Origin of the sequence: Pseudomonas sp. UM16, assembly GCF_050312595.1 — a bacterium.
GTDB lineage: Bacteria > Pseudomonadota > Gammaproteobacteria > Pseudomonadales > Pseudomonadaceae > Aquipseudomonas.
Genome location: NZ_JBNPJT010000006.1, coordinates 197,518 through 216,763, shown reverse-complemented (window position 1 = coordinate 216,763; position 19,246 = coordinate 197,518). Strand labels below are relative to the sequence as shown.

The 19,246-nt window shown below is 59.2% G+C and carries 13 protein-coding genes; 9 read left to right on the top strand and 4 right to left on the bottom strand.

Annotation, left to right across the window (positions count from 1 at the left end):
• Nucleotides 1-21: 21 nt before the first annotated feature.
• Entirely contained in the window at nucleotides 22-2,025 is a 2,004-nt protein-coding gene (locus ACQRAX_RS09290; protein WP_412039972.1) for a BCCT family transporter, read from the bottom strand.
• Nucleotides 2,026-2,445: 420 nt separating this feature from the next.
• Here ACQRAX_RS09290 and betI point away from each other — a divergent pair, with 420 nt between their 5' ends.
• The 3 genes from betI (at nucleotide 2,446) to betA (ending at nucleotide 6,393) form a co-directional block, all read left to right on the top strand.
• On the top strand, nucleotides 2,446-3,111 hold the full coding sequence (gene betI / locus ACQRAX_RS09285; RefSeq protein WP_045181783.1) for a transcriptional regulator BetI: 666 nt from the start codon (nucleotides 2,446-2,448) through the stop codon (nucleotides 3,109-3,111).
• Nucleotides 3,112-3,141: 30 nt separating this feature from the next.
• Complete coding sequence (gene betB, locus ACQRAX_RS09280; protein WP_412039973.1) at nucleotides 3,142-4,614, top strand: betaine-aldehyde dehydrogenase; 1,473 nt, start codon at nucleotides 3,142-3,144, stop codon at nucleotides 4,612-4,614.
• Between the two features lie 81 nt (nucleotides 4,615-4,695).
• Complete coding sequence (gene betA, locus ACQRAX_RS09275; protein WP_412039974.1) at nucleotides 4,696-6,393, top strand: choline dehydrogenase; 1,698 nt, start codon at nucleotides 4,696-4,698, stop codon at nucleotides 6,391-6,393.
• 70 nt (nucleotides 6,394-6,463) lie between these two features.
• Here betA and ACQRAX_RS09270 read toward each other — a convergent pair whose 3' ends face one another.
• Nucleotides 6,464-8,608: a dermonecrotic toxin domain-containing protein gene (locus ACQRAX_RS09270; protein WP_412039975.1), complete on the bottom strand. Its 2,145-nt coding sequence runs from the start codon at nucleotides 8,606-8,608 to the stop codon at nucleotides 6,464-6,466.
• Between the two features lie 165 nt (nucleotides 8,609-8,773).
• Between ACQRAX_RS09270 and ACQRAX_RS09265 the strand changes: the two genes are divergently transcribed.
• From ACQRAX_RS09265 to ACQRAX_RS09240, 6 genes are all read left to right on the top strand, one after another.
• Entirely contained in the window at nucleotides 8,774-10,516 is a 1,743-nt protein-coding gene (locus ACQRAX_RS09265) for a potassium/proton antiporter (RefSeq protein WP_412039976.1), read from the top strand.
• A 39-nt stretch (nucleotides 10,517-10,555) separates the two neighbouring features.
• Entirely contained in the window at nucleotides 10,556-13,909 is a 3,354-nt protein-coding gene (gene mscK / locus ACQRAX_RS09260; protein WP_412039977.1) for a mechanosensitive channel MscK, read from the top strand.
• A 58-nt stretch (nucleotides 13,910-13,967) separates the two neighbouring features.
• Nucleotides 13,968-15,428 carry a protein adenylyltransferase SelO gene (selO, locus tag ACQRAX_RS09255; RefSeq protein ID WP_412039978.1) on the top strand — a complete coding sequence of 487 codons (1,461 nt, stop codon included), beginning with the start codon at nucleotides 13,968-13,970 and terminating at the stop codon, nucleotides 15,426-15,428.
• 73 nt (nucleotides 15,429-15,501) lie between these two features.
• Entirely contained in the window at nucleotides 15,502-15,939 is a 438-nt protein-coding gene (gene trxC / locus ACQRAX_RS09250) for a thioredoxin TrxC (protein WP_412039979.1), read from the top strand.
• 352 nt (nucleotides 15,940-16,291) lie between these two features.
• Complete coding sequence (locus ACQRAX_RS09245) at nucleotides 16,292-17,437, top strand: colicin E3/pyocin S6 family cytotoxin (RefSeq protein ID WP_412039980.1); 1,146 nt, start codon at nucleotides 16,292-16,294, stop codon at nucleotides 17,435-17,437.
• Nucleotides 17,434-17,658, top strand: coding sequence for a DUF7683 domain-containing protein (locus ACQRAX_RS09240; RefSeq protein WP_412039981.1), 225 nt, complete (start codon nucleotides 17,434-17,436; stop codon nucleotides 17,656-17,658). Before ACQRAX_RS09245 ends, ACQRAX_RS09240 begins: the two co-directional genes overlap by 4 nt.
• 139 nt (nucleotides 17,659-17,797) lie before the next feature.
• Here ACQRAX_RS09240 and ACQRAX_RS09235 read toward each other — a convergent pair whose 3' ends face one another.
• Complete coding sequence (locus tag ACQRAX_RS09235; RefSeq protein WP_101293754.1) at nucleotides 17,798-18,103, bottom strand: DUF3077 domain-containing protein; 306 nt, start codon at nucleotides 18,101-18,103, stop codon at nucleotides 17,798-17,800.
• Between the two features lie 318 nt (nucleotides 18,104-18,421).
• Nucleotides 18,422-19,195: a ParA family protein gene (locus ACQRAX_RS09230; RefSeq protein WP_412039982.1), complete on the bottom strand. Its 774-nt coding sequence runs from the start codon at nucleotides 19,193-19,195 to the stop codon at nucleotides 18,422-18,424.
• Nucleotides 19,196-19,246: the final 51 nt, after the last annotated feature.

Sequence of the window (19,246 nt, the reverse complement as noted above, 5' to 3'; positions counted from 1 at the left end):
TGTGGTCACAGCGGGAGCAGGTTAGCTATAAACTCGCCCCAGCAGCTGCCGATGGCTCTCGAACTGATCGAGTACATCGCGTGTGATCTGGTCAGGCGTGAAACCCATCAGATCGTATTCCTGGCTGCCGTTGTGCAGGTACACCTCGGCGCGGTAGAAGCGCTGACGCACTTCGCTTTCCCCTTCAACCGGTGCCTCGCTCGGCGCGGCCAGGTATCCGTCCAGACTCACTTCGTAAACGAACGGGTTACCCTCTTCCATCATCACCCGCAGGCCCATGGTCGAACGCGACTGACCGACGCGAGTTTCCACTTCAACGCCAAGGTTCTGCAGCTGCACCGCGGCGTCCTTCAATGCCGGGCTAACCTGCTTGTCCATGAAGCGTTGGACCATTGCCTGGGTTGGTTGCAGGTCGAGCTGGCTCAAACGCTCGCTGAAGCCGCGACGACCACGGGCTGCCAACTCGGCTTGTTCCTGCTCGATCTGGCTGTCCTGCTTCATCGCCTTGTACAGGCCGAACATGAACAGCACCAGCACCACCGAGAACGGCAGGCCGGCCAGTACCACCATGGTCTGCATGGCAGCGAAGTTGCCGGCGAACAGCAGACCGATGGTCACCAGGGTGATCACTACCGACCAGAACACTACCATCCAGTGCGGCGCGTCCTCATCAACCTGGCCGCCCATGCACGACAGGTTGGCCATCATCACCGCGCCAGAGTCCGCCGGGGTGAGGAACAGCACGAAGCCGACGAACACCGCCACACCAATGACAATCTTGGCCGCCGGGAAGAACTCCAGCAGTTGGTAGATCGACATCGACGGCTGCTCAAGCGCGGTCTTGCCCAACTCCACGGCGCCATGGTTCATCACCAGGTCCAGCGCGGTGTTGCCAAAGATCGACAGCCAGGCCAGGGTGAAGCCCAACGGGATCAGCAGGACGCCGGCAACCAGTTCACGCACGGTGCGGCCCTTGGAGATACGGGCGATGAACATGCCGACGAACGGGCCCCAGGAAATCCACCAAGCCCAGTAGAACACGGTCCATAGCCCCAGCCAGCGCTCGGACTTGCCTCCCTCGTCTTCGTAGACGTAGAGATCAAAGGTCTTCAGCACGATGCCGTTGAGGTAGTCGCCGATGTTCTGTACGAAACCGTTGAGCAGGTGCAGGGTGTCACCTGCCAGCAGGACGAAGATAAGCAGGCCACTGAACAGCATGATGTTCAGGTTCGACAGGCGACGGATGCCGTTCTCCACACCGGATACAGCAGCCACAGTGGCCACGGTAGCCATGACCAGGATCACGATCAGCAGGTTGGTCTTGCTGTGGTCCATGCCGAACAGGTATTCCAGGCCCGAGGCCACCTGCATCGAACCGATGCCAAGATTGGTCACCAGCCCCAGCAGCGTCACGAACATGCCGAAGATGTCCACCGCATGACCGGCACCACCCTTGACCCAGCGCTCGCCCATCAGCGGGTACAGCGCCGAGCGCAGTGCCAGCGGCTGGTTGTGACGGTAGGCGAAGTAGCCCACAGCCAGACCCACCAGGGCGTAGATCGCCCAACCGTGCAGGCCCCAGTGCAGGAAGGTCAGCTGCAGGCCCTGGCGCGCAGCCTCGGCGCTGGTTGAGGTGCCTTCTGGCGGGTTGAAGTAGTGATCCAGCGGCTCGGAGGCACCGAAGTACAGCAGCGAGATGCCGATACCCGAAGAGAACAGCATGCCGGCCCAAGCGCCATAGCTGAAGTCGGGTTTGTCGTCCTTGCCGCCAAGCTTGAGCTTGCCGAAGCTGGAGAAGGCCAGAACGATCACGAATACCAGGTAGGCACCGATCACCAGCATGTAATACCAGCCGAAGCTGCGTGTCAGCCAGGTCTGGGCAACGTTGAGCACTTCGCCGGCTTTCTCAGGTACAGCAATAAGCAAGGCAGTCAACACGAGGATCAGCAACGCGGAGGTGATGAACACCACGCTATTGACCCGGACCCTCTCGGTAGGGGTCTTGGTAAGGGAGGCAGAACTCATTGCACGTAGGCTCCGGGCAGTGCGAGAGAAACGAAACGACCTATGTCTGCGCAATTGGTGCAATAGCCCCACTGCGTCAGGTGTTATAAAAGCACCTTGGAAAACCGTGATCCCGAATCGATTGCGTTGAAAAAAAACAGACCGAAAGCCCCAGTCCGAGGCTGCGCCGCGCAGTCAATGACCGTTCGGCAGATCTGTTCAACGCGCCGCTTACACCCGTCAACACCTTGTATTACGGGGGTTCCACGCCTTTTTGGGGTGCCAATTTGGGCCATCGGACGGCAGGAAAATCCTGTCAATGGCACAGATTGTCGCAGAGCTTATTCTTTGTTGATTGAACGTTCAATCAAAACAAAATAGACTGGCCTTCGCCGAGGCAGCCGCTCGTCGACTGCTCGCAGGCCTGAGGAGATTTGCAAAATGCCCAAGGTCGGTATGCAACCCATTCGCCGCCAGCAGTTGATCGAAGCCACATTGCTGGCCATCGACCAGGTCGGCATGGGTGACGCCAGCATTGCGCTGATCGCCCGTTTGGCCGGTGTGTCGAATGGCATCATCAGTCACTACTTTCAGGACAAGAACGGTCTGATCGCAGCGACCATGCAGTACTTGATGAGCGTGCTGAGCGAGAACGTCGTCGCCAATCGGCAGGCGCTCAAGGATCACAGCCCGCGTGCCCACCTGCAGGTGATCATCGAAGGCAACTTCGACGCCAGTCAGGTCAACGGCCCGGCAATGAAAACCTGGTTGGCCTTCTGGGCCTCCAGCATGCACCAGCCGTCTTTGCACAGGTTGCAGCGGATCAACGATCACCGCTTGTATTCCAACCTGTGCTGCCAGTTTCGCCGCGTCCTGCCGTTGCCTGAAGCACGCACTGCGGCCCGTGGACTGGCAGCGTTGATCGACGGTCTGTGGCTGCGCGGAGCGCTGTCCGGAGAGGCCTTCGACACCGACCAGGCGAAACAAATCGCTTACGAATACATGGATCTACAACTGGCGAAGCAGACGAGTCTGGACACACACACCCAGGCCTCTGAACCACTACGCGCCGCAATTGCCAAACAGGCAGGAGCGTCGCTCGGATAGCCAAAAACACAATGCACTTGCGAGGACACTATGGCCCGTTTCGAACTGCAAAAACTCTACATTGATGGTGGTTATGTCGACGCTTCCAGCGACGCTACTTTCGACGCCATCAACCCGGCCAACGGCGAAGTCCTCGCTCAGGTACAACGTGCAACCAAAGAAGACGTCGAGCGCGCAGTCGAAAGCGCCGAGCGCGGCCAGAAAGTCTGGGCGGCGATGACCGCTATGCAGCGTTCGCGCATCCTGCGTCGCGCCGTCGACATCCTGCGCGAGCGCAACGATGAGCTGGCCGCGCTGGAAACCCTGGACACCGGTAAGTCCTACTCCGAAACCCGTTACGTCGACATCGTCACCGGTGCTGACGTACTGGAATACTACGCAGGCCTGGTACCGGCGATCGAAGGCGAGCAGATCCCACTGCGCGACAGCTCGTTCGTCTACACCCGCCGCGAGCCGCTGGGCGTCACCGTTGGTATCGGCGCATGGAACTACCCGATCCAGATCGCCCTGTGGAAATCCGCTCCAGCCCTGGCTGCTGGTAACGCGATGATCTTCAAACCAAGCGAAGTCACCTCGCTGACCACCCTGAAACTGGCCGAGATCTACACCGAAGCTGGCCTGCCAGACGGCGTGTTCAACGTCCTGACCGGCAGCGGCCGCGAAGTTGGCACCTGGCTGACCGAGCACCCACGTATCGAGAAAGTCTCCTTCACCGGCGGCACCGACACCGGTAAGAAAGTCATGGCCAGCGCCTCGAGCTCCTCGCTCAAGGAAGTCACCATGGAATTGGGCGGCAAGTCGCCTTTGATCATCTGCGAAGACGCCGACCTCGATCGCGCCGCCGATATCGCCATGATGGCCAACTTCTACAGCTCGGGTCAGGTCTGCACCAACGGCACTCGCGTATTCATTCCAGTCTCGATGAAGGCCGCTTTCGAAGCCAAGATCGCCGAGCGCGTTGCCCGTATCCGTGTTGGCAACCCTGAAGACGAAAACACCAACTTCGGCCCGCTGGTCAGCTTCGCACACATGGAAAACGTGCTGGGCTACATCGCCAAGGGCAAGGAAGAAGGCGCACGCGTTCTGTGCGGTGGCGAGCGCCTGACCGACGGCGAATTCGCCAAGGGTGCTTTCGTTGCGCCGACCGTATTCACTGACTGCCGCGACGACATGACCATCGTCAAAGAAGAAATCTTCGGCCCAGTGATGAGCATCCTCTCCTACGAGAGCGAAGAAGAAGTCATCCGTCGTGCCAACGACACCGACTTCGGCCTGGCTGCAGGTGTGTGCACCAACGACATCAGCCGCGCCCACCGCATCATTCACCAGCTCGAAGCCGGTATCTGCTGGATCAACGCCTGGGGCGAATCGCCAGCCGAAATGCCGGTTGGCGGTTACAAGCAGTCCGGTGTCGGCCGTGAAAACGGCGTGAGCTCGCTGGCTCAGTACACGCGCATCAAGTCGGTACAGGTCGAGCTGGGCAACTACAACTCGGTGTTCTAAGCACCCCTGTAGCTGCGCCCAGGCCGCAAGGTCCGGGCGCTTCCCGCTTTCCTGCCTACTGCCAAAATGAGGGAACAGAACATGTCCCATGAATTCGATTACATCATCGTTGGTGCCGGCTCGGCCGGTAACACCATCGCCACCCGTCTGACCGAAGACGAAGGCGTTACGGTCCTGCTGCTCGAGGCCGGTGGCCCGGACTACCGCATGGACTTCCGCACCCAGATGCCAGCCGCCCTGGCCTTCCCGCTGCAGGGTCGCCGCTACAACTGGGCCTACGAGACCGATCCAGAGCCACACATGGACGGCCGTCGGATGGAATGCGGTCGCGGCAAGGGGCTGGGTGGCTCGTCGCTGATCAACGGCATGTGCTACATCCGTGGCAACGCCATGGACTTCGACGGCTGGTCAGAGCTGCCAGGCCTCGAAGACTGGGCTTATCTGGACTGCCTGCCGTACTTCCGCAAAGCCGAAACCCGCGATATCGGGCCGAACGACTACCACGGTGGCGAAGGCCCGGTCAGCGTGACTACGCCTAAAGCCGGCAACAACCCACTGTTCCACGCCATGGTCGAAGCCGGTGTGCAAGCCGGTTACCCGCGCACCGAAGACCTCAACGGTTATCAGCAAGAAGGTTTCGGTCCGATGGACCGTACCGTGACGCCTAAAGGCCGTCGTTCCAGCACCGCCCGCGGTTACCTGGACACTGCCAAAAAGCGTTCGACCCTGACCATCGTCACTCACGCCCTGAGCGATCGCGTGCTGTTCGAAGGCAAGCGGGCCGTAGGCGTGACCTACCTGGTCGGCGCCAGCGAAGAGCGCGTAGAAGCCCGTGCACGCAAAGAAGTCATCGTCTGCAGCGGCGCCATTGCTTCGCCGCAATTGCTGCAGCGTTCTGGCGTCGGCCCGGCCGAACTGCTGAAAAACCTCGACATCCCCGTGGTCCACGACTTGCCGGGCGTCGGTGAAAACCTGCAGGACCACCTTGAGCTGTACCTGCAATACGCCTGCACCCAGCCAGTCTCCCTGTATCCATCGCTGCTTTGGTACAACCAACCAGCCATCGGTGCCGAGTGGCTGTTCAACGGTACCGGTATCGGCGCCAGCAACCAGTTCGAGGCCGGTGGTTTCATCCGTACTCGTCCAGAGTTCAAATGGCCAAACATCCAGTACCACTTCCTGCCGGTTGCGATTAACTACAACGGCAGTAATGGCGTTCAGGAACATGGTTTCCAGGCGCACATGGGTTCGATGCGTTCGCCAAGCCGTGGTCGTATTCAGGCCAAGTCCAAAGACCCACGTCAGCACCCAAGCATCCTGTTCAACTACATGGCCACCGAGCAGGACTGGCAGGAATTCCGTGACGGCATTCGCCTGACCCGCGAAATCATGGCCCAGCCGGCACTGGACCCATACCGTGGTCGCGAGATCAGCCCAGGCGCCGACGTGCAAACCGACGAAGAACTCGACACGTTCATTCGTGAACACGCCGAAACTGCATTCCACCCATCCTGCTCGTGCAAGATGGGTACTGACGATATGGCCGTGGTTGATGGCCAAGGTCGTGTGCATGGCATGCAGGGTTTGCGCGTGGTCGATGCTTCGATCATGCCGATCATCATCACCGGCAACCTCAACGCCACCACGATCATGATCGCCGAGAAAATCTCCGACAAGATCCGTGGCCGCCAGCCGCTGCCGCGTAGTACTGCCAAATACTTCGTTGCCAATGACGCGCCCGTCAAAGGCAAGCCAATGCGTGAGATCAAGCAGGCCTAAGGGTCTGCTGCCCCATCGTCGGCAAACCGGCGATGGGGCAACGCGGTTTCAGCTGTTGACCCGCTCCGACTCAAATCGGCAACGGGAAAAACCGCCTCATCAACGAATCATCACGTTCACCGCCAAGCCGCTGCGCCAAGGCATCACGATCAAATGACTCGCCTGTGCGCATATCATGTACAAGCCCACTGTCTGGCGGCCCACTCAGCGCCTTAAGTCGCACCTCCATAAAGCGATAATCCTCTCCTTGCACAGTGCTCACCTGCTCGACCTGAAGGTAGCGCCCCGGCATCATTAGCGATTCCGCCTCATCCGGCCGACTGGAAAACGGCGCCACTGGTGTCACCCGCATCGCGTCCCCCGGCTCCAGCACGTAGACCACCGCACTGTCATCGAACACTTCCCGACCGCTGGCCTGTGCCTGTGGGTTATTGAATACCTCCCAGAGCGCATAAGGGTTATCGGTGAACGAACAGAATTCCGTGCTGACCAACACGTCACCTGCCCCCAACCGCCCCTCGCGAAAGGCCAGGTTGCCAGTACCTCGAATATTCGAAACCGCCCGGTACATCTGCACCTGATTACATACCCCGATTTGCTCCAAGGCTTCGGCCAATCGATGACTGCGCTCAATACAGACCATCAAATCTTCCTCCAACGGCAGACCGCGCCAGAGATTGCTGTACCGTGTCGGCGAGTGACTGTACTCAGCGATGGCTGGAGCCCCGTAGCCAAGCTCATTGCGGTACACCGCCAGAGGCTCGCTGAAGGCGTCGAGGTATTCGCCTGCCGCGCCAATTGCCTGCTCGTCAGCCATGGGCACTGCCGCCAGTAGCGACGCTTGACGGGCAAGCGCACGATCCGAGAAAGCCAATAGATCATCCGCTGCTGGTCGCATGTAATGCGCCCATAGAGGATCGCCCGCAGTAGTTACCTGTGCGGTAATCCGTTGCGGTACACGAGACGGCGCAAACAAGTCGCCTATGCGAATCAACGCAGCATCCAGAAGTATGAACAACATATCCAGTACGACGGCCCACCACGCCACCGCTCGCCAGGCCGACTTGCCATTGATCGCGCGGTCCAGGTGCAACATCAGGGTCGTTACCCCAATGCCGAGCGAGGTCAGCACCAGCGGCCAGCCGGCCGGCGCCATCGGCGCGATGATCAACGCGGACGCCTGCAGGCTGGCCAGCCACTCGGCCTTGCGCAGTTCAGCATTGCTAGTCAGTTGCTCGTGAGCATTGCTAACCAGCTCTTGCATCACCAACTCACGCAAGAACACGAACAAATCACTGGCTATAGCTGTGGTTCCGATGTGAATGCTGTCCCCTTGCGTCATCAGCCCCTTGAAGTATTTTTCCAGCCGGGGCCGCAACGCCTGCGCCGACACATCACTACCGACAAACAGCAACATCAAGCGCTCGCGCCCCTGCACTGTGTCGGCCTGATTACGTAACCACGCGTCAAGCGCGTACTGATCGTCAAACACAAGCAACGAACTGTGCTCATCCGCCAGGTACAAGCAATGCCTACCCGTTACCAGCCTCAGATGGAACAGCGTGCGGGCGACCACACCGCCGATCGTCAAGCGCCCCCAGCCCCCAGCCGTCTCACGCGAGCGCCGCAATGCTTTCAGTGTTAGCGGCAGCTGCACACTGGACAGTGTGGCGCTGAGCAACTTGTCTCGCTCACCCTTATTCAGGGGAGCCGCCGCAGCAGCAGCCAGAAACCGTGCACGTGCCAATACGCAGAAGTCCTCACCGTGTTTGCTACGGAAATCTTCCACCAGACGCGTGTAGCGCCCGGCAAAATCCAGGTGCCAGAACATGTCGAGTACTGCCCGGGGGCTGAGACGAAGTTCGTTGCGTTCGTCATAGAAGGCATGGCTGCCATCCACCCGGTAAAAGCCACCATACTCTGCCAACAGGTCAGCGTTGGCCTGCTGCTCAGGGCTAAAGCGCTGCATCACCAGCTCGGTCAGGCTCAAGGAGCGGCGCGGCGGCCCGCAATGCTGCCAGCCGGTATAGCTCAACGCGCTGTTAACCGCCGACTCGAAGTCGTGCCAATAGACGTTGTCCGGATCTAACCAATAACCCAACTGGCGCCGCAATACATGGCCTGCTGCCTGGCGAGCCAAACCGTGCAAATCCGGGAACTGCCCCAGAAACCGGTAAGCGATAAGCTCAAGGGATACATCGTCGGTGATGGTCATAATGTACTGCCTTCTATGGATGACATGACGCACCACTTCAACCCATACCAAGCCTGACAATGCGGTAACACTTTACAGCCCGCGCTGGCCTCAGGTTAGAATCGCTTGGCACGCAACCTGCGTGCATAGCACCACCCTTCCCGCTTTTCCCCCGGAGTACTGCCTTTGGATGCGTCCACCATCAATAGCCTGTTCTTGATCGGCGCATTGCTGGTAGGTGCAAGTATTCTGGTCAGCTCCCTGTCTTCAAGACTGGGCATCCCGATTCTGGTCATCATTCTCGCGGTCGGCATGCTGGCCGGTGTGGATGGTGGCGGCATCATCTTCAACAATTACCCCACCGCCTACCTGGTGGGTAACCTGGCGTTGGCCGTAATCCTCCTTGATGGCGGCTTGCGCACGCGTGTGGCCAGTTTCCGTGTTGCCCTGTGGCCGGCGCTGTCGCTCGCCACTGTTGGCGTGCTGATCACCACCGGGCTGACCGGCATGGTCGCCGCCTGGCTGTTCGACTTGAGCCTGATCCAGGGCCTGTTGATCGGCGCCATCGTCGGCTCCACCGACGCTGCAGCGGTGTTCTCGCTACTGGGCGGCAAGGGCCTGAACGAACGGGTTACCGCTACCCTGGAAATCGAGTCGGGCAGCAACGATCCGATGGCGGTGTTCCTCACCGTAACCCTGATCGACATGATCGCCAGCGGCCAGACCGGCTTGCACTGGAGTCTGCTCACCCACTTGCTGCGCGAGTTCGGCATCGGCGGTTTGATGGGCTTGGGCGGCGGCTGGCTGATGCTGCAGTTGGTCAACCGTATCAACCTGGCTGGCGGTCTGTACCCGATCCTGGTGATCGCCGGTGGCCTGGTGGTGTTCTCACTGACCAACGCCCTGCACGGCAGCGGCTTCCTCGCCGTGTACCTGTGCGGCCTGGTATTGGGCAACCGACCGATTCGCAGTCGCCACGGTATTTTGCACATGCTCGATGGCATGGCCTGGTTGGCGCAGATCGGCATGTTTCTGGTGCTCGGCTTGCTGGTGACTCCCCACGACCTACTGCCGATCGCCCTGCCGGCCTTGGGCCTGGCGTTGTGGATGATTGTCTTCGCCCGCCCGCTGTCGGTGGTCGCTAGCCTGTTGCCGTTCAAAGCCTTCCATGGACGCGAGAAGGCGTTTATTTCCTGGGTCGGTCTGCGCGGCGCAGTACCGATCATTCTTGCAGTGTTCCCGCTGATGGCCGGGCTGCCCGATGCCCAGCTGTTTTTCAACCTGGCGTTCTTTATCGTCCTGGTCTCATTGCTGGTACAAGGTACCAGCTTGCCGTGGATGGCCAAGCTGCTGAAGGTGACGGTGCCACCGGACCCGGCACCGATCTCGCGCTCGGCCCTGGAAGTACACATCACCAGCGAGTGGGAACTGTTCGTGTACCGCCTCGGCGCTGAAAAATGGTGCATCGGCGCAGCACTGCGCGAACTGAAAATGCCCGAAGGCACCCGTATCGCGGCCCTGTTTCGCGGCCAACAACTGCTCCATCCGTCGGGAAGTACCACCCTCGAAGTCGATGATTTGCTCTGTGTGATTGGCCACGAACACAACCTGCCGGCCCTCGGCAAGCTGTTCAGCCAGGCGCCGCAACGCGGTCTGGATTTGCGTTTCTTCGGCGATTTCGTGCTCGAAGGGGACGCAGAACTGGGGGCTGTAGCGGCGTTGTACGGTTTGCAGCTCGATGGCCAGGACCCACATATGCCACTCAGTCGTTTCATCGCCCAGAAGGTTGGCGGCGCGCCAGTGGTCGGCGACCAGATCGAATGGAACAACACGCTGTGGACGGTCGCCGTGATGGAAGGGAACAAGATCCTCAAAGTGGGCGTCAAATTCCCCGAAGGAACTCGACCCGGCCCAGGATTGTTCCTTTAAACTCCGAACTTCGCCTCTGGTTGCATGAATCTTCTGCCTATGTCTCTGCGCACCTATATTTGCGCAGCCCTGCTCGGGCTGTGCCTGTCCCTCTCCTTCGCCGATGCGGCTGAACCGCCTAGCAGCGCGTCAGTTCAGTCCAGCCTGGACAAGATTGCCGAGCGCAAATTACCCGAAGCCGAGCAGAAAGCCCTGCAGCAGGTGCTCGAGCAGACCCTGAGTTTCCTTGACGACAAGGAAGGCAGTGAAAAGAAGCTCGCCGCGCTGAAGAAACAACTCAACGATGCGCCGCGTCAGACCAGCGAAAACCAGCGAGAACTGGCCAAGCTCAATGCCAGCAAAGTAGTCCCCGTAACTCAGCGCTATGCCGCGCTGAGCGTACCTCAGCTTGAACAACTGCTGGCTGAGCGCACCACCGAGCAAGGTGAACTGCAAAAGGCCCTGTCAGAAGCCAACAGCCTGACCATCACCTCGCAGACCCGCCCCGAACGGGCCCAAGCGGAAATCAGCGCCAACCAGACCCGCGCCCAACAGATCAACAACAGCCTCAAAACCGGTAAGGAAGCGGGCAAGGCGCTGACGGCTGACCAGCGCAACAAGCTCAATGCCGAACTCGCCGCTCTCAATGCCCTGACCCTGCTGCGCCGTCAGGAACTGGCCGGCAACAGCCTGCTGCAAGACCTCGGCAACAGCCAGCATGACCTACTGATCGAGCGCGTCACGCGTATGGAGCAGGAAATTCAGGACCTGCAGACCCTGATCAACCAAAAGCGCCTGGCCCAGTCCCAACAGACCGTTACCGAGCAATCCCTGGAAGCGCAGAAGGCTGGCGGCAGCACCCTGCTGGCTACCGAAAGCGCAGCCAACCTCAAGCTCTCTGACTATCTGCTGCGCAGCACAGACCGCCTCAATGAGCTGACCCAGCAGAACCTCAAGACCAAACAACAACTCGACAGCCTGACTCAGGCTGATCAGGCGCTGGACGAGCAGATCAGCGTCCTCAAGGGCAGCCTGCTGCTGTCCAAGATCCTCTACAAACAGAAGCAGGCCCTGCCGCACCTGAAAGTTGATCGCGACCTGGCCGACCAGATCGCTGATATCCGTCTGTACCAGTTCGAAATCAATCAGCAACGCGAGCAGATCAGCAGCCCGAGCAGCTACGTCGACAAACTGCTGGCCAACCAACCACAGGAAGAGGTCACGCCGCAACTGCGCAAGGCCCTACTGGAAGTGGCGATCACTCGCAGCGACCTGCTTGAACGCCTGAACCGCGAACTGAGCGCTTTGCTCAACGAATCCATCACCCTGCAACTGAACCAGAAGCAACTGCTCAGCACCTCTCAAGGCCTGCGCACCACCCTCGACGAGCAGATGTTCTGGATTCCAAGCAACAAGCCGCTGGATCTCGAATGGCTGGGCAGCGTGCCCGAACGCCTGCAGAAGCAGGTCGTCAGCTTGCCATGGGGGTCTGGCCTGAAGGAGCTGGGCGATGGCCTGGCCCAGCGTCCATTGCTGTTCCTGCCGCTGCTGCTGTTGATTGGCGCCCTGCTGTGGCGCCGTAAATACCTCTATACGCGGCTGAGCAAGGTTCACCAGGACGTCGGCCACTTCAAGCGCGACAGCCAGTGGCACACGCCGCAGGCCATTCTGGTCAACATCCTCCTGGCCATGCCGGTGAGCCTGGGCCTGGCCTTGTGCGGCCTGGCCCTGCAGATCGACGCCCGTGGCCAGAACGCCAACCTCGGTTCCGCGCTGCTGCAAATCGCTCAGGCATGGCTGGTGTTCTATACCGCCTACCGGATTCTGGCGCCGGGTGGCGTGGCCGAACTGCATTTCCGCTGGGAACGACCCCAGGTCGAATTCCTGCGCGGCTGGATTCGCCGCCTCGGCACCGTGGTGCTGGCGCTGGTTGGTGTCGTGGCCGTGGCTGAGCACCAACCGTCGGCATTGGCCGACGATGTGCTGGGTATCGGCGTGGTTCTGACCTGCTACGCATCGATGGCCTGGCTGCTCAGCCGTCTGCTGCTCAGCAGCCCGGCACACAGCAATACCTCACTGTTCCGTCAGGCGGTGGGCGTGGCCTTTACTGCCCTGCCAATCGCCTTGTTCATCGCCGTGTGCTTCGGCTACTACTACACCGCACTGAAGCTCACCGACCGTTTGATCGATACCCTCTACTTGTTGATGTTCTGGCTGGTGATCGAAGCTGCTTTCGTCCGTGGCTTGGCCGTCGCCGCCCGGCGCCTGGCCTACCAGCGGGCACTGAGCAAGCGCCAGCAGACCACCAAGGAAGGCCTCGATGGCGAAGTCATAGTCGAAGAGCCGACGCTGGACATCGAACAGGTCAACCAACAGTCCCTGCGCCTGATCCGCCTGGCACTGCTCGGTGGCTTTATCGCCGCGCTGTACTGGGTCTGGTCCGACCTGATCAGCGTGGTCGCCTACCTCGACAACATCACCCTGTATGAGTACACCAGTGGCACGGGGGCGACCATGAGCATGGTGCCGATCAGCCTCAGCGATATGCTCGGCGCGCTGGTGATCATCGGTATCACCTTCGCCCTGGCCGGCAACTTGCCGGGCCTGCTGGAAGTGCTGGTGCTGTCACGCCTGAACCTGGCCCAGGGCAGCGCCTACGCCACCACCACCTTGCTGTCCTATGTAATTGCCGGGGTCGGGTTTGTCTCCACTCTCTCTGCCCTTGGGGTCAGCTGGGACAAACTGCAATGGCTGGTCGCCGCGCTGTCGGTGGGCCTGGGCTTCGGTATGCAGGAGATTTTCGCCAACTTCATCTCCGGCATCATGATCCTGTTCGAGCGTCCAGTGCGTATTGGCGACACCATCACCATCGGCAACCTGTCCGGCACGGTGAGCAAGATCCGTATCCGTGCCACGACCATTACCGATTTCGACCGCAAGGACATCATTGTCCCGAACAAGACCTTCATCACCGGGCAACTGATCAACTGGTCGCTGACCGACACCATCACCCGCGTCACCCTCAAGCTCGGCGTCGACTATGGCTCGGACCTGGACCTGGTACGCGAACTGCTGCTCAAGGCTGCCCACGAGAACCCGCGGGTGCTCAAGGAGCCTGAGCCGATTGTGTACTTCCTGAACTTCGGTGAAAGCACCCTGGACCACGAGCTGCGCATGCATGTGCGCGACCTCGGTGACCGCAACCCGGTGCTGGACGAGATCAACCGCTTCATCAACAAAGAGTTCAAGAAGCAGAAGATCAACATCTCGTTCCGGCAGATGGAGATCTACCTGAAGAACATGCAGGGCCAGGAGTACAAGATGGTGCCGGTCGAGAGCCTGGACAAAACCGTGCTGCCTACCGACTCCGATAACAGCAAGTCCAACGACCAGGCGCCGGGCAAACCGGCCTGACTGGACGCCAACGGCCATACCCTTGCAGAATGATCGGATATTCTCCAGGAGATGGCCGTTGAAAGCCCTCGACGAACTGACCTTCGACAACCGCTTCGCCCGCCTGGGCGATGCGTTCTCAACCTCGGTGCTGCCTGAACCCATCGCCGAGCCTCACCTGGTGGTCGCCAGCGACGCGGCCATGGGCCTGCTGGATCTGGAGCCTACCGAAGCGCACTCAGCGGTATTCGCCGAACTGTTTGGCGGGCACAAACTGTGGAGCGAAGCCGAGCCGCGCGCGATGGTCTATTCCGGGCATCAGTTCGGCGGCTACAGCCCACGTTTGGGTGATGGTCGTGGCCTGCTGCTGGGCGAGGTGTACAACGACGCTGGGGAGCACTGGGACTTGCACCTCAAGGGTGCCGGCCAGACCCCCTATTCGCGCATGGGCGACGGCCGTGCGGTGCTACGCTCCTCGATCCGTGAGTTCCTCGCCAGCGAAGCGTTGCACGCCCTGGGCATCCCCAGCAGCCGCGCACTGTGCGTGATCGGTTCGAGTACACCGGTCTGGCGCGAAACCCAGGAACGCGCCGCCATGCTCCTGCGCCTGGCGCCGAGCCATGTGCGCTTTGGTCATTTTGAGTATTTCTATTACACCCGCCAGCCCGAACAGCAGCGCATCCTTGCCGAGCATGTGCTCAATCAACATTTTCCCGAGTGCCAGACTGAGCCAGAGCCGTACCTGGCAATGTTCCGCAGCATCGTTGAGCGCAACGCCGAACTGATAGCCCTATGGCAGGCCTATGGCTTCTGCCATGGGGTGATGAACACCGACAACATGTCGATTCTGGGCATCACTTTCGATTTTGGTCCATTCGCCTTCCTCGACGACTTCGACGCCAATTTCATCTGCAACCACTCCGATGACCAAGGGCGATACAGCTACAGCAACCAAGTGCCGATTGCCCACTGGAACCTCAGCGCCCTGGCTCAGGCACTGACGCCGTTCATTAGTGTTCAAGCGCTGCAGGACACTCTGGCGCTGTTCCTGCCGTTGTATGAGGCTCATTACCTGCACCTGATGCGCGCTCGCCTGGGCCTGCTCAACGCCGAGGATGACGACAAGGTGTTGATCGAGCGCTTGTTGCAGCTAATGCAACCGGGCGCGGTGGATTACACCTTGTTCTTCCGTAAGCTCGGCGATCAACCTGCTGAACAGGCGTTACAGGTAGTGCGTGATGATTTCGTCGACCTGGCCGGATTTGACCGCTGGGCGCTGGACTATCTGGCGCGAGTCAACCGCGAGCCCGGCAATGCCGAAGGCCGCCGCGACCGCATGCATGCGGTCAACCCGCTGTACATCCTGCGCAACTATCTGGCGCAACGCGCTATCGAAGCGGCTCAAGGTGGCGATTACGAAGAAGTGCGGCGCCTGCACCAGGTGCTGTGCAAGCCGTTCGAAGAGCAGCCAGGTATGGAGGCCTATGCCGAGCGGCCGCCGGAGTGGGGTAAGCACCTGGAGATCAGTTGCTCGTCCTGACATGGCTTTTGGGGTGCTAGGCACCCCATCGCCGGCAAGACCGGCTCCCACACTGCAACATCCGGAGTTTTTGATGACCGAACCACTGCTGATCCCCTGCCCACACTGCAATGGCCTGAACCGCATCCCCGCCGAGCGCCTCGGCGACACACCCAAATGCGGCCGCTGCAAAAGCCCGGTACTCCTGAGCAAACCGTTCGACCTTAAACAAGCTGACTATGCCAGCCAAATCAAGGGCGACCTGCCATTGCTGATCGACGTCTGGGCGGACTGGTGTGGGCCGTGCAAGTCGTTTGCACCAATCTTCGAACAAGCTGCTAGCCAGCTGAGCGGGCGCTGCCGCTTGGCCAAGCTCGACAGCGAGGCCAACCAACAACTGGCGGGGCAATTGGCGATTCGTTCGATTCCCAGCCTGATCCTGTTCAAGCATGGCCGAGAAGTAGCGCGCCAGAGCGGCGCGTTTCCACTTCAGCAACTACTGGAGTGGTTGCGCAGCCACGGCCTGGGCTGATCCGAGTGGGGACCAACTGTCGTGGTTGCCCCCTGTAGCCGCTGCCGTGAGGCTGCGATCGGGCGTGAAACGGCCGTCAGCCCCATCAAGACTGGTTGGGCTGCGTCGCCTAGCGGCAAAGGTAGAGCTCGCCGATACACGGCTGAGTGAGCTGTTCGAGCACGCAAGCCCCACGGTATAAATAACAATCGCTTCAACTTTTTGGAAAATCATTCACTTCGTTAAAAGCCAATTTGGCGTAGTCGATAAACAGTAGGCTTCGTGCCTCGATGACATGGAGCGTGCATGTACTACGACAGGCCTGATTCACATTCACTCCCAGGGGATCAAGTTAATTTTTTCAGGGGGTGTTATGCCGAATAAAAATCTCTTCCCTAGTTATCTTGGAGTAAATGGGCGAGATGCCAATAGATTGCATGCTGAGGCGACAGAGGCAGCACAGGCGGCTTGGCACAGGACGGAGGCCGCGAATGAAAGGAACGCGCGAGAACTCGAGGCACGTAGAAAGGTAATTCCGAAGCGAGAGGAAACCAGGCTGCCGGGTTGCGTTTTCGCTAAATCATGTGCGTTGCCAGATGGGGTTATCAACCACAGCAACCCGAACGGTTTTATCCCGCTGGAGTTACTCAACCAGTACGGTGTGTATGCTGTATTGGGTATGGGCACAGCGGTCTCTACGACAGAGACCGCGTTGGGGTGGATTGGCGGTTCCGGTAGCGCCATGGAACTCGTTAAACGCCTGGGTGGCGTCTTGTCGATGCTGGCTCCTCCCAATGTGAAGATCATGGTAGGTATGGTGTTGCCAAACACAACTTCACCCGACAGCGCGTTCTACACGACCGAGCAGTACGCCGAACTCACCGAAGCCAATACGCGGGTAAGGGTGAACGTTAAACACCTGCCAGACGATTCTGTAAGCCTGTATGGGTTCTATACCGGGACAAAACGGGAATGGCAGAAGGTGCCGGTGATTAAGGCCGAGGTCTGCAGCGATCAGATGGTCGCGGATTTTGGCGACGGGATCAAAATCATCTGGACGCCGGCTGCCGATTCCAACGCTGTGTTGGGGATTCCGGCGCTCGAGGGTGTCACGTTGAAACCCGCCGCGTGGGTATATCCACCCGGTGAGAAAGCCGACCAAATACTGATTAATCCGGCATACCCACCGGACTATCAGGACGCAATTATATGGTTTCCAGACACGGGCATTCAGCCAATTTACATCTCGCTGAGTGTGTCAGGATCTGACTATCATCCAAAGCCAGACTCCTTGCCCGCATTTCCGGAAGCCAAATGGGCCAAATCAAAAACTTCAGTTCAAGGTGGAGGAGGCTTACGTCCACGTTGGAAGAGTAAAGACGGCACAATCTACGAATGGGATTTTCAGCATGGTGCCGTTGAAAAATACAATAAACGCGGCAAGCACCTCGGCGAGTTCGATCACGAAACTGGCACGCAAAACAAAGCAGCAGACCCGACAAGGAAAGTAGAACCATGAAGCATGTGATTATGGGAGTTCCTAAAGGTGAGGACTTCGCCTCCTTTGAAAAGGAGATTCCCGTTTCTGTCGCGGACCTTAAAGCGATAATGGGCTGGGAAAAAGACGATGATTACGTATACGACTACCGACTTACTTCGGAGCAAATTAGCGCTATAGAGCAGCTTTGTTCGCTGGAGCTACCCAGAGATCTGGAGTTGTTTCTAACGTGCAACGCCTGATACTTGGTGGTCGCACCCCGTAGCAACGCTCACCACAGACGTCCTGAATATCACGCGTTTTTCCGACTGATTCCAGAGGGACATTGTCTTACCTGGCCAACGTTGTAGCCGCTGCCGCCAGGCTGCGGCTACGGAAGGTCTAAAGTGGACTCAACTCTCGATTCTCAAGGGCATCGAGCAAGGCCTCAACCAGCCCCTTGGCCATCTCCACCGAATGTAATGTCGACCAGAGAAAGCCCTTGGCCGACTCATCGACGCCGTCGAAAGACTTGTAGGCCGTGTCATAAGCGCAACGAAGGTACAGCGAGATATGCACCAGGGCATCATGGGGTGCGATGCCGGGGTTCACAGAAAACAATTGCGGATGACCAGCGTCACAATCACCGAAGGGTTTGTCGAGAGTGGCGTAAAGCGAGGGAGGTGGATCGGGAACGATTTTTTTCATGGCAGCTTCCACATGGGGTTTAGCTGCAACTATTCGTTTCCACACGAATGGTGGCAGCTGTACGCAGGGTGGAAAACCGGGGCATGTGGAAAACCCGGCAGACCCGAGGGTCTCCCGCGCACAGCTGCCATGACGACAGCTTCCACAATGCGTCACTCGGGTTTCCACACCCGATCGCTGAACCGACAGCGACCCACGGAGCCTAGAAGGACTAGCTTCCCGGGGCAAGCATTGGGGGATCGACAGACTGCGTAGGTTATTTCCTAGGACCGAAATTGGCCAGCCAAAAAACCTCGCAGCCGCGATAAGCCAAGGGTTTTACGCGTTGTCTTCGAGCAACGCATGCAACTCGACAAACTGCTGGGTCAGCTTGTGCCGCGGCTCCAGGTGAATCAGTGGTCGGCTGGCCTCATGCGATTCGCGCATTTTTACTGAGCTGTTGAGGTACACCGGCAATACCGGCAAGCCTTCAGCCAAGAGCTCATCGAGCATCTGCTGGGGCAGGCTGGCACGGGGCTGGAACTGGTTAACAACGATCCCTTCAACTTGCAGGTCTTCGTTGTGATCCTCCTTGAGCTCTTCGATTTCAGCCAGCAGGCCATACAGCGCCTGACGAGAGAAGCTGTCGCAATCGAAGGGGATCAACACGCGATCAGCAGCGATCAGCGCAGAAACCGCGTAAAAATTGAGCGCAGGCGGAGTATCCAGGTAGATCCGGTCGTAGTCCTCGTCTAGCTCATCGAGCAGTTTGCGCAGCTTGTTGATCTTGTGTTTGGCCTCAAGCTTGGGCTGCAGGTCAGCCAGCTCGGCGGTGGCGGTCACCACATGCAGGTTATCGAACGGGGTTTCGTAGATGTCGACCTTGTTTTTCTTGGCAAACGGCCCGGACGACAGGGTCTGTTTGAAGAAATCGGCTATGCCCATGGGGATATCTTCGCCGGTCAGCCCGGTGAGGTACTGGGTCGAGTTGGCCTGGGCATCCAGGTCGATCAGCAAGGTTCGATAGCCTTCATTGGCACTCACCGCCGCCAGGTTACAAGCGATGCTCGATTTGCCCACACCACCTTTCTGATTGAACACCACGCGCCGCATGAATAAACCTCCGTGTGTCAGGGAATGACCGAGTATGTCGACGCCGCGCCG

What these genes read in the sequence shown, in the direction of transcription:
- ACQRAX_RS09270 (WP_412039975.1), bottom strand. Translation starts at nt 8,608, where the DNA reads ATGACCATCACCGACGATGTATCCCTTGAGCTTATCGCTTACCGGTTT.
- betB (WP_412039973.1), top strand. Translation starts at nt 3,142, where the DNA reads ATGGCCCGTTTCGAACTGCAAAAACTCTACATTGATGGTGGTTATGTC.
- ACQRAX_RS09230 (WP_412039982.1), bottom strand. Translation starts at nt 19,195, where the DNA reads ATGCGGCGCGTGGTGTTCAATCAGAAAGGTGGTGTGGGCAAATCGAGC.
- ACQRAX_RS09290 (WP_412039972.1), bottom strand. Translation starts at nt 2,025, where the DNA reads ATGAGTTCTGCCTCCCTTACCAAGACCCCTACCGAGAGGGTCCGGGTC.
- trxC (WP_412039979.1), top strand. Translation starts at nt 15,502, where the DNA reads ATGACCGAACCACTGCTGATCCCCTGCCCACACTGCAATGGCCTGAAC.
- ACQRAX_RS09235 (WP_101293754.1), bottom strand. Translation starts at nt 18,103, where the DNA reads ATGAAAAAAATCGTTCCCGATCCACCTCCCTCGCTTTACGCCACTCTC.
- ACQRAX_RS09240 (WP_412039981.1), top strand. Translation starts at nt 17,434, where the DNA reads ATGAAGCATGTGATTATGGGAGTTCCTAAAGGTGAGGACTTCGCCTCC.
- ACQRAX_RS09245 (WP_412039980.1), top strand. Translation starts at nt 16,292, where the DNA reads ATGCCGAATAAAAATCTCTTCCCTAGTTATCTTGGAGTAAATGGGCGA.
- betA (WP_412039974.1), top strand. Translation starts at nt 4,696, where the DNA reads ATGTCCCATGAATTCGATTACATCATCGTTGGTGCCGGCTCGGCCGGT.
- betI (WP_045181783.1), top strand. Translation starts at nt 2,446, where the DNA reads ATGCCCAAGGTCGGTATGCAACCCATTCGCCGCCAGCAGTTGATCGAA.
- mscK (WP_412039977.1), top strand. Translation starts at nt 10,556, where the DNA reads ATGTCTCTGCGCACCTATATTTGCGCAGCCCTGCTCGGGCTGTGCCTG.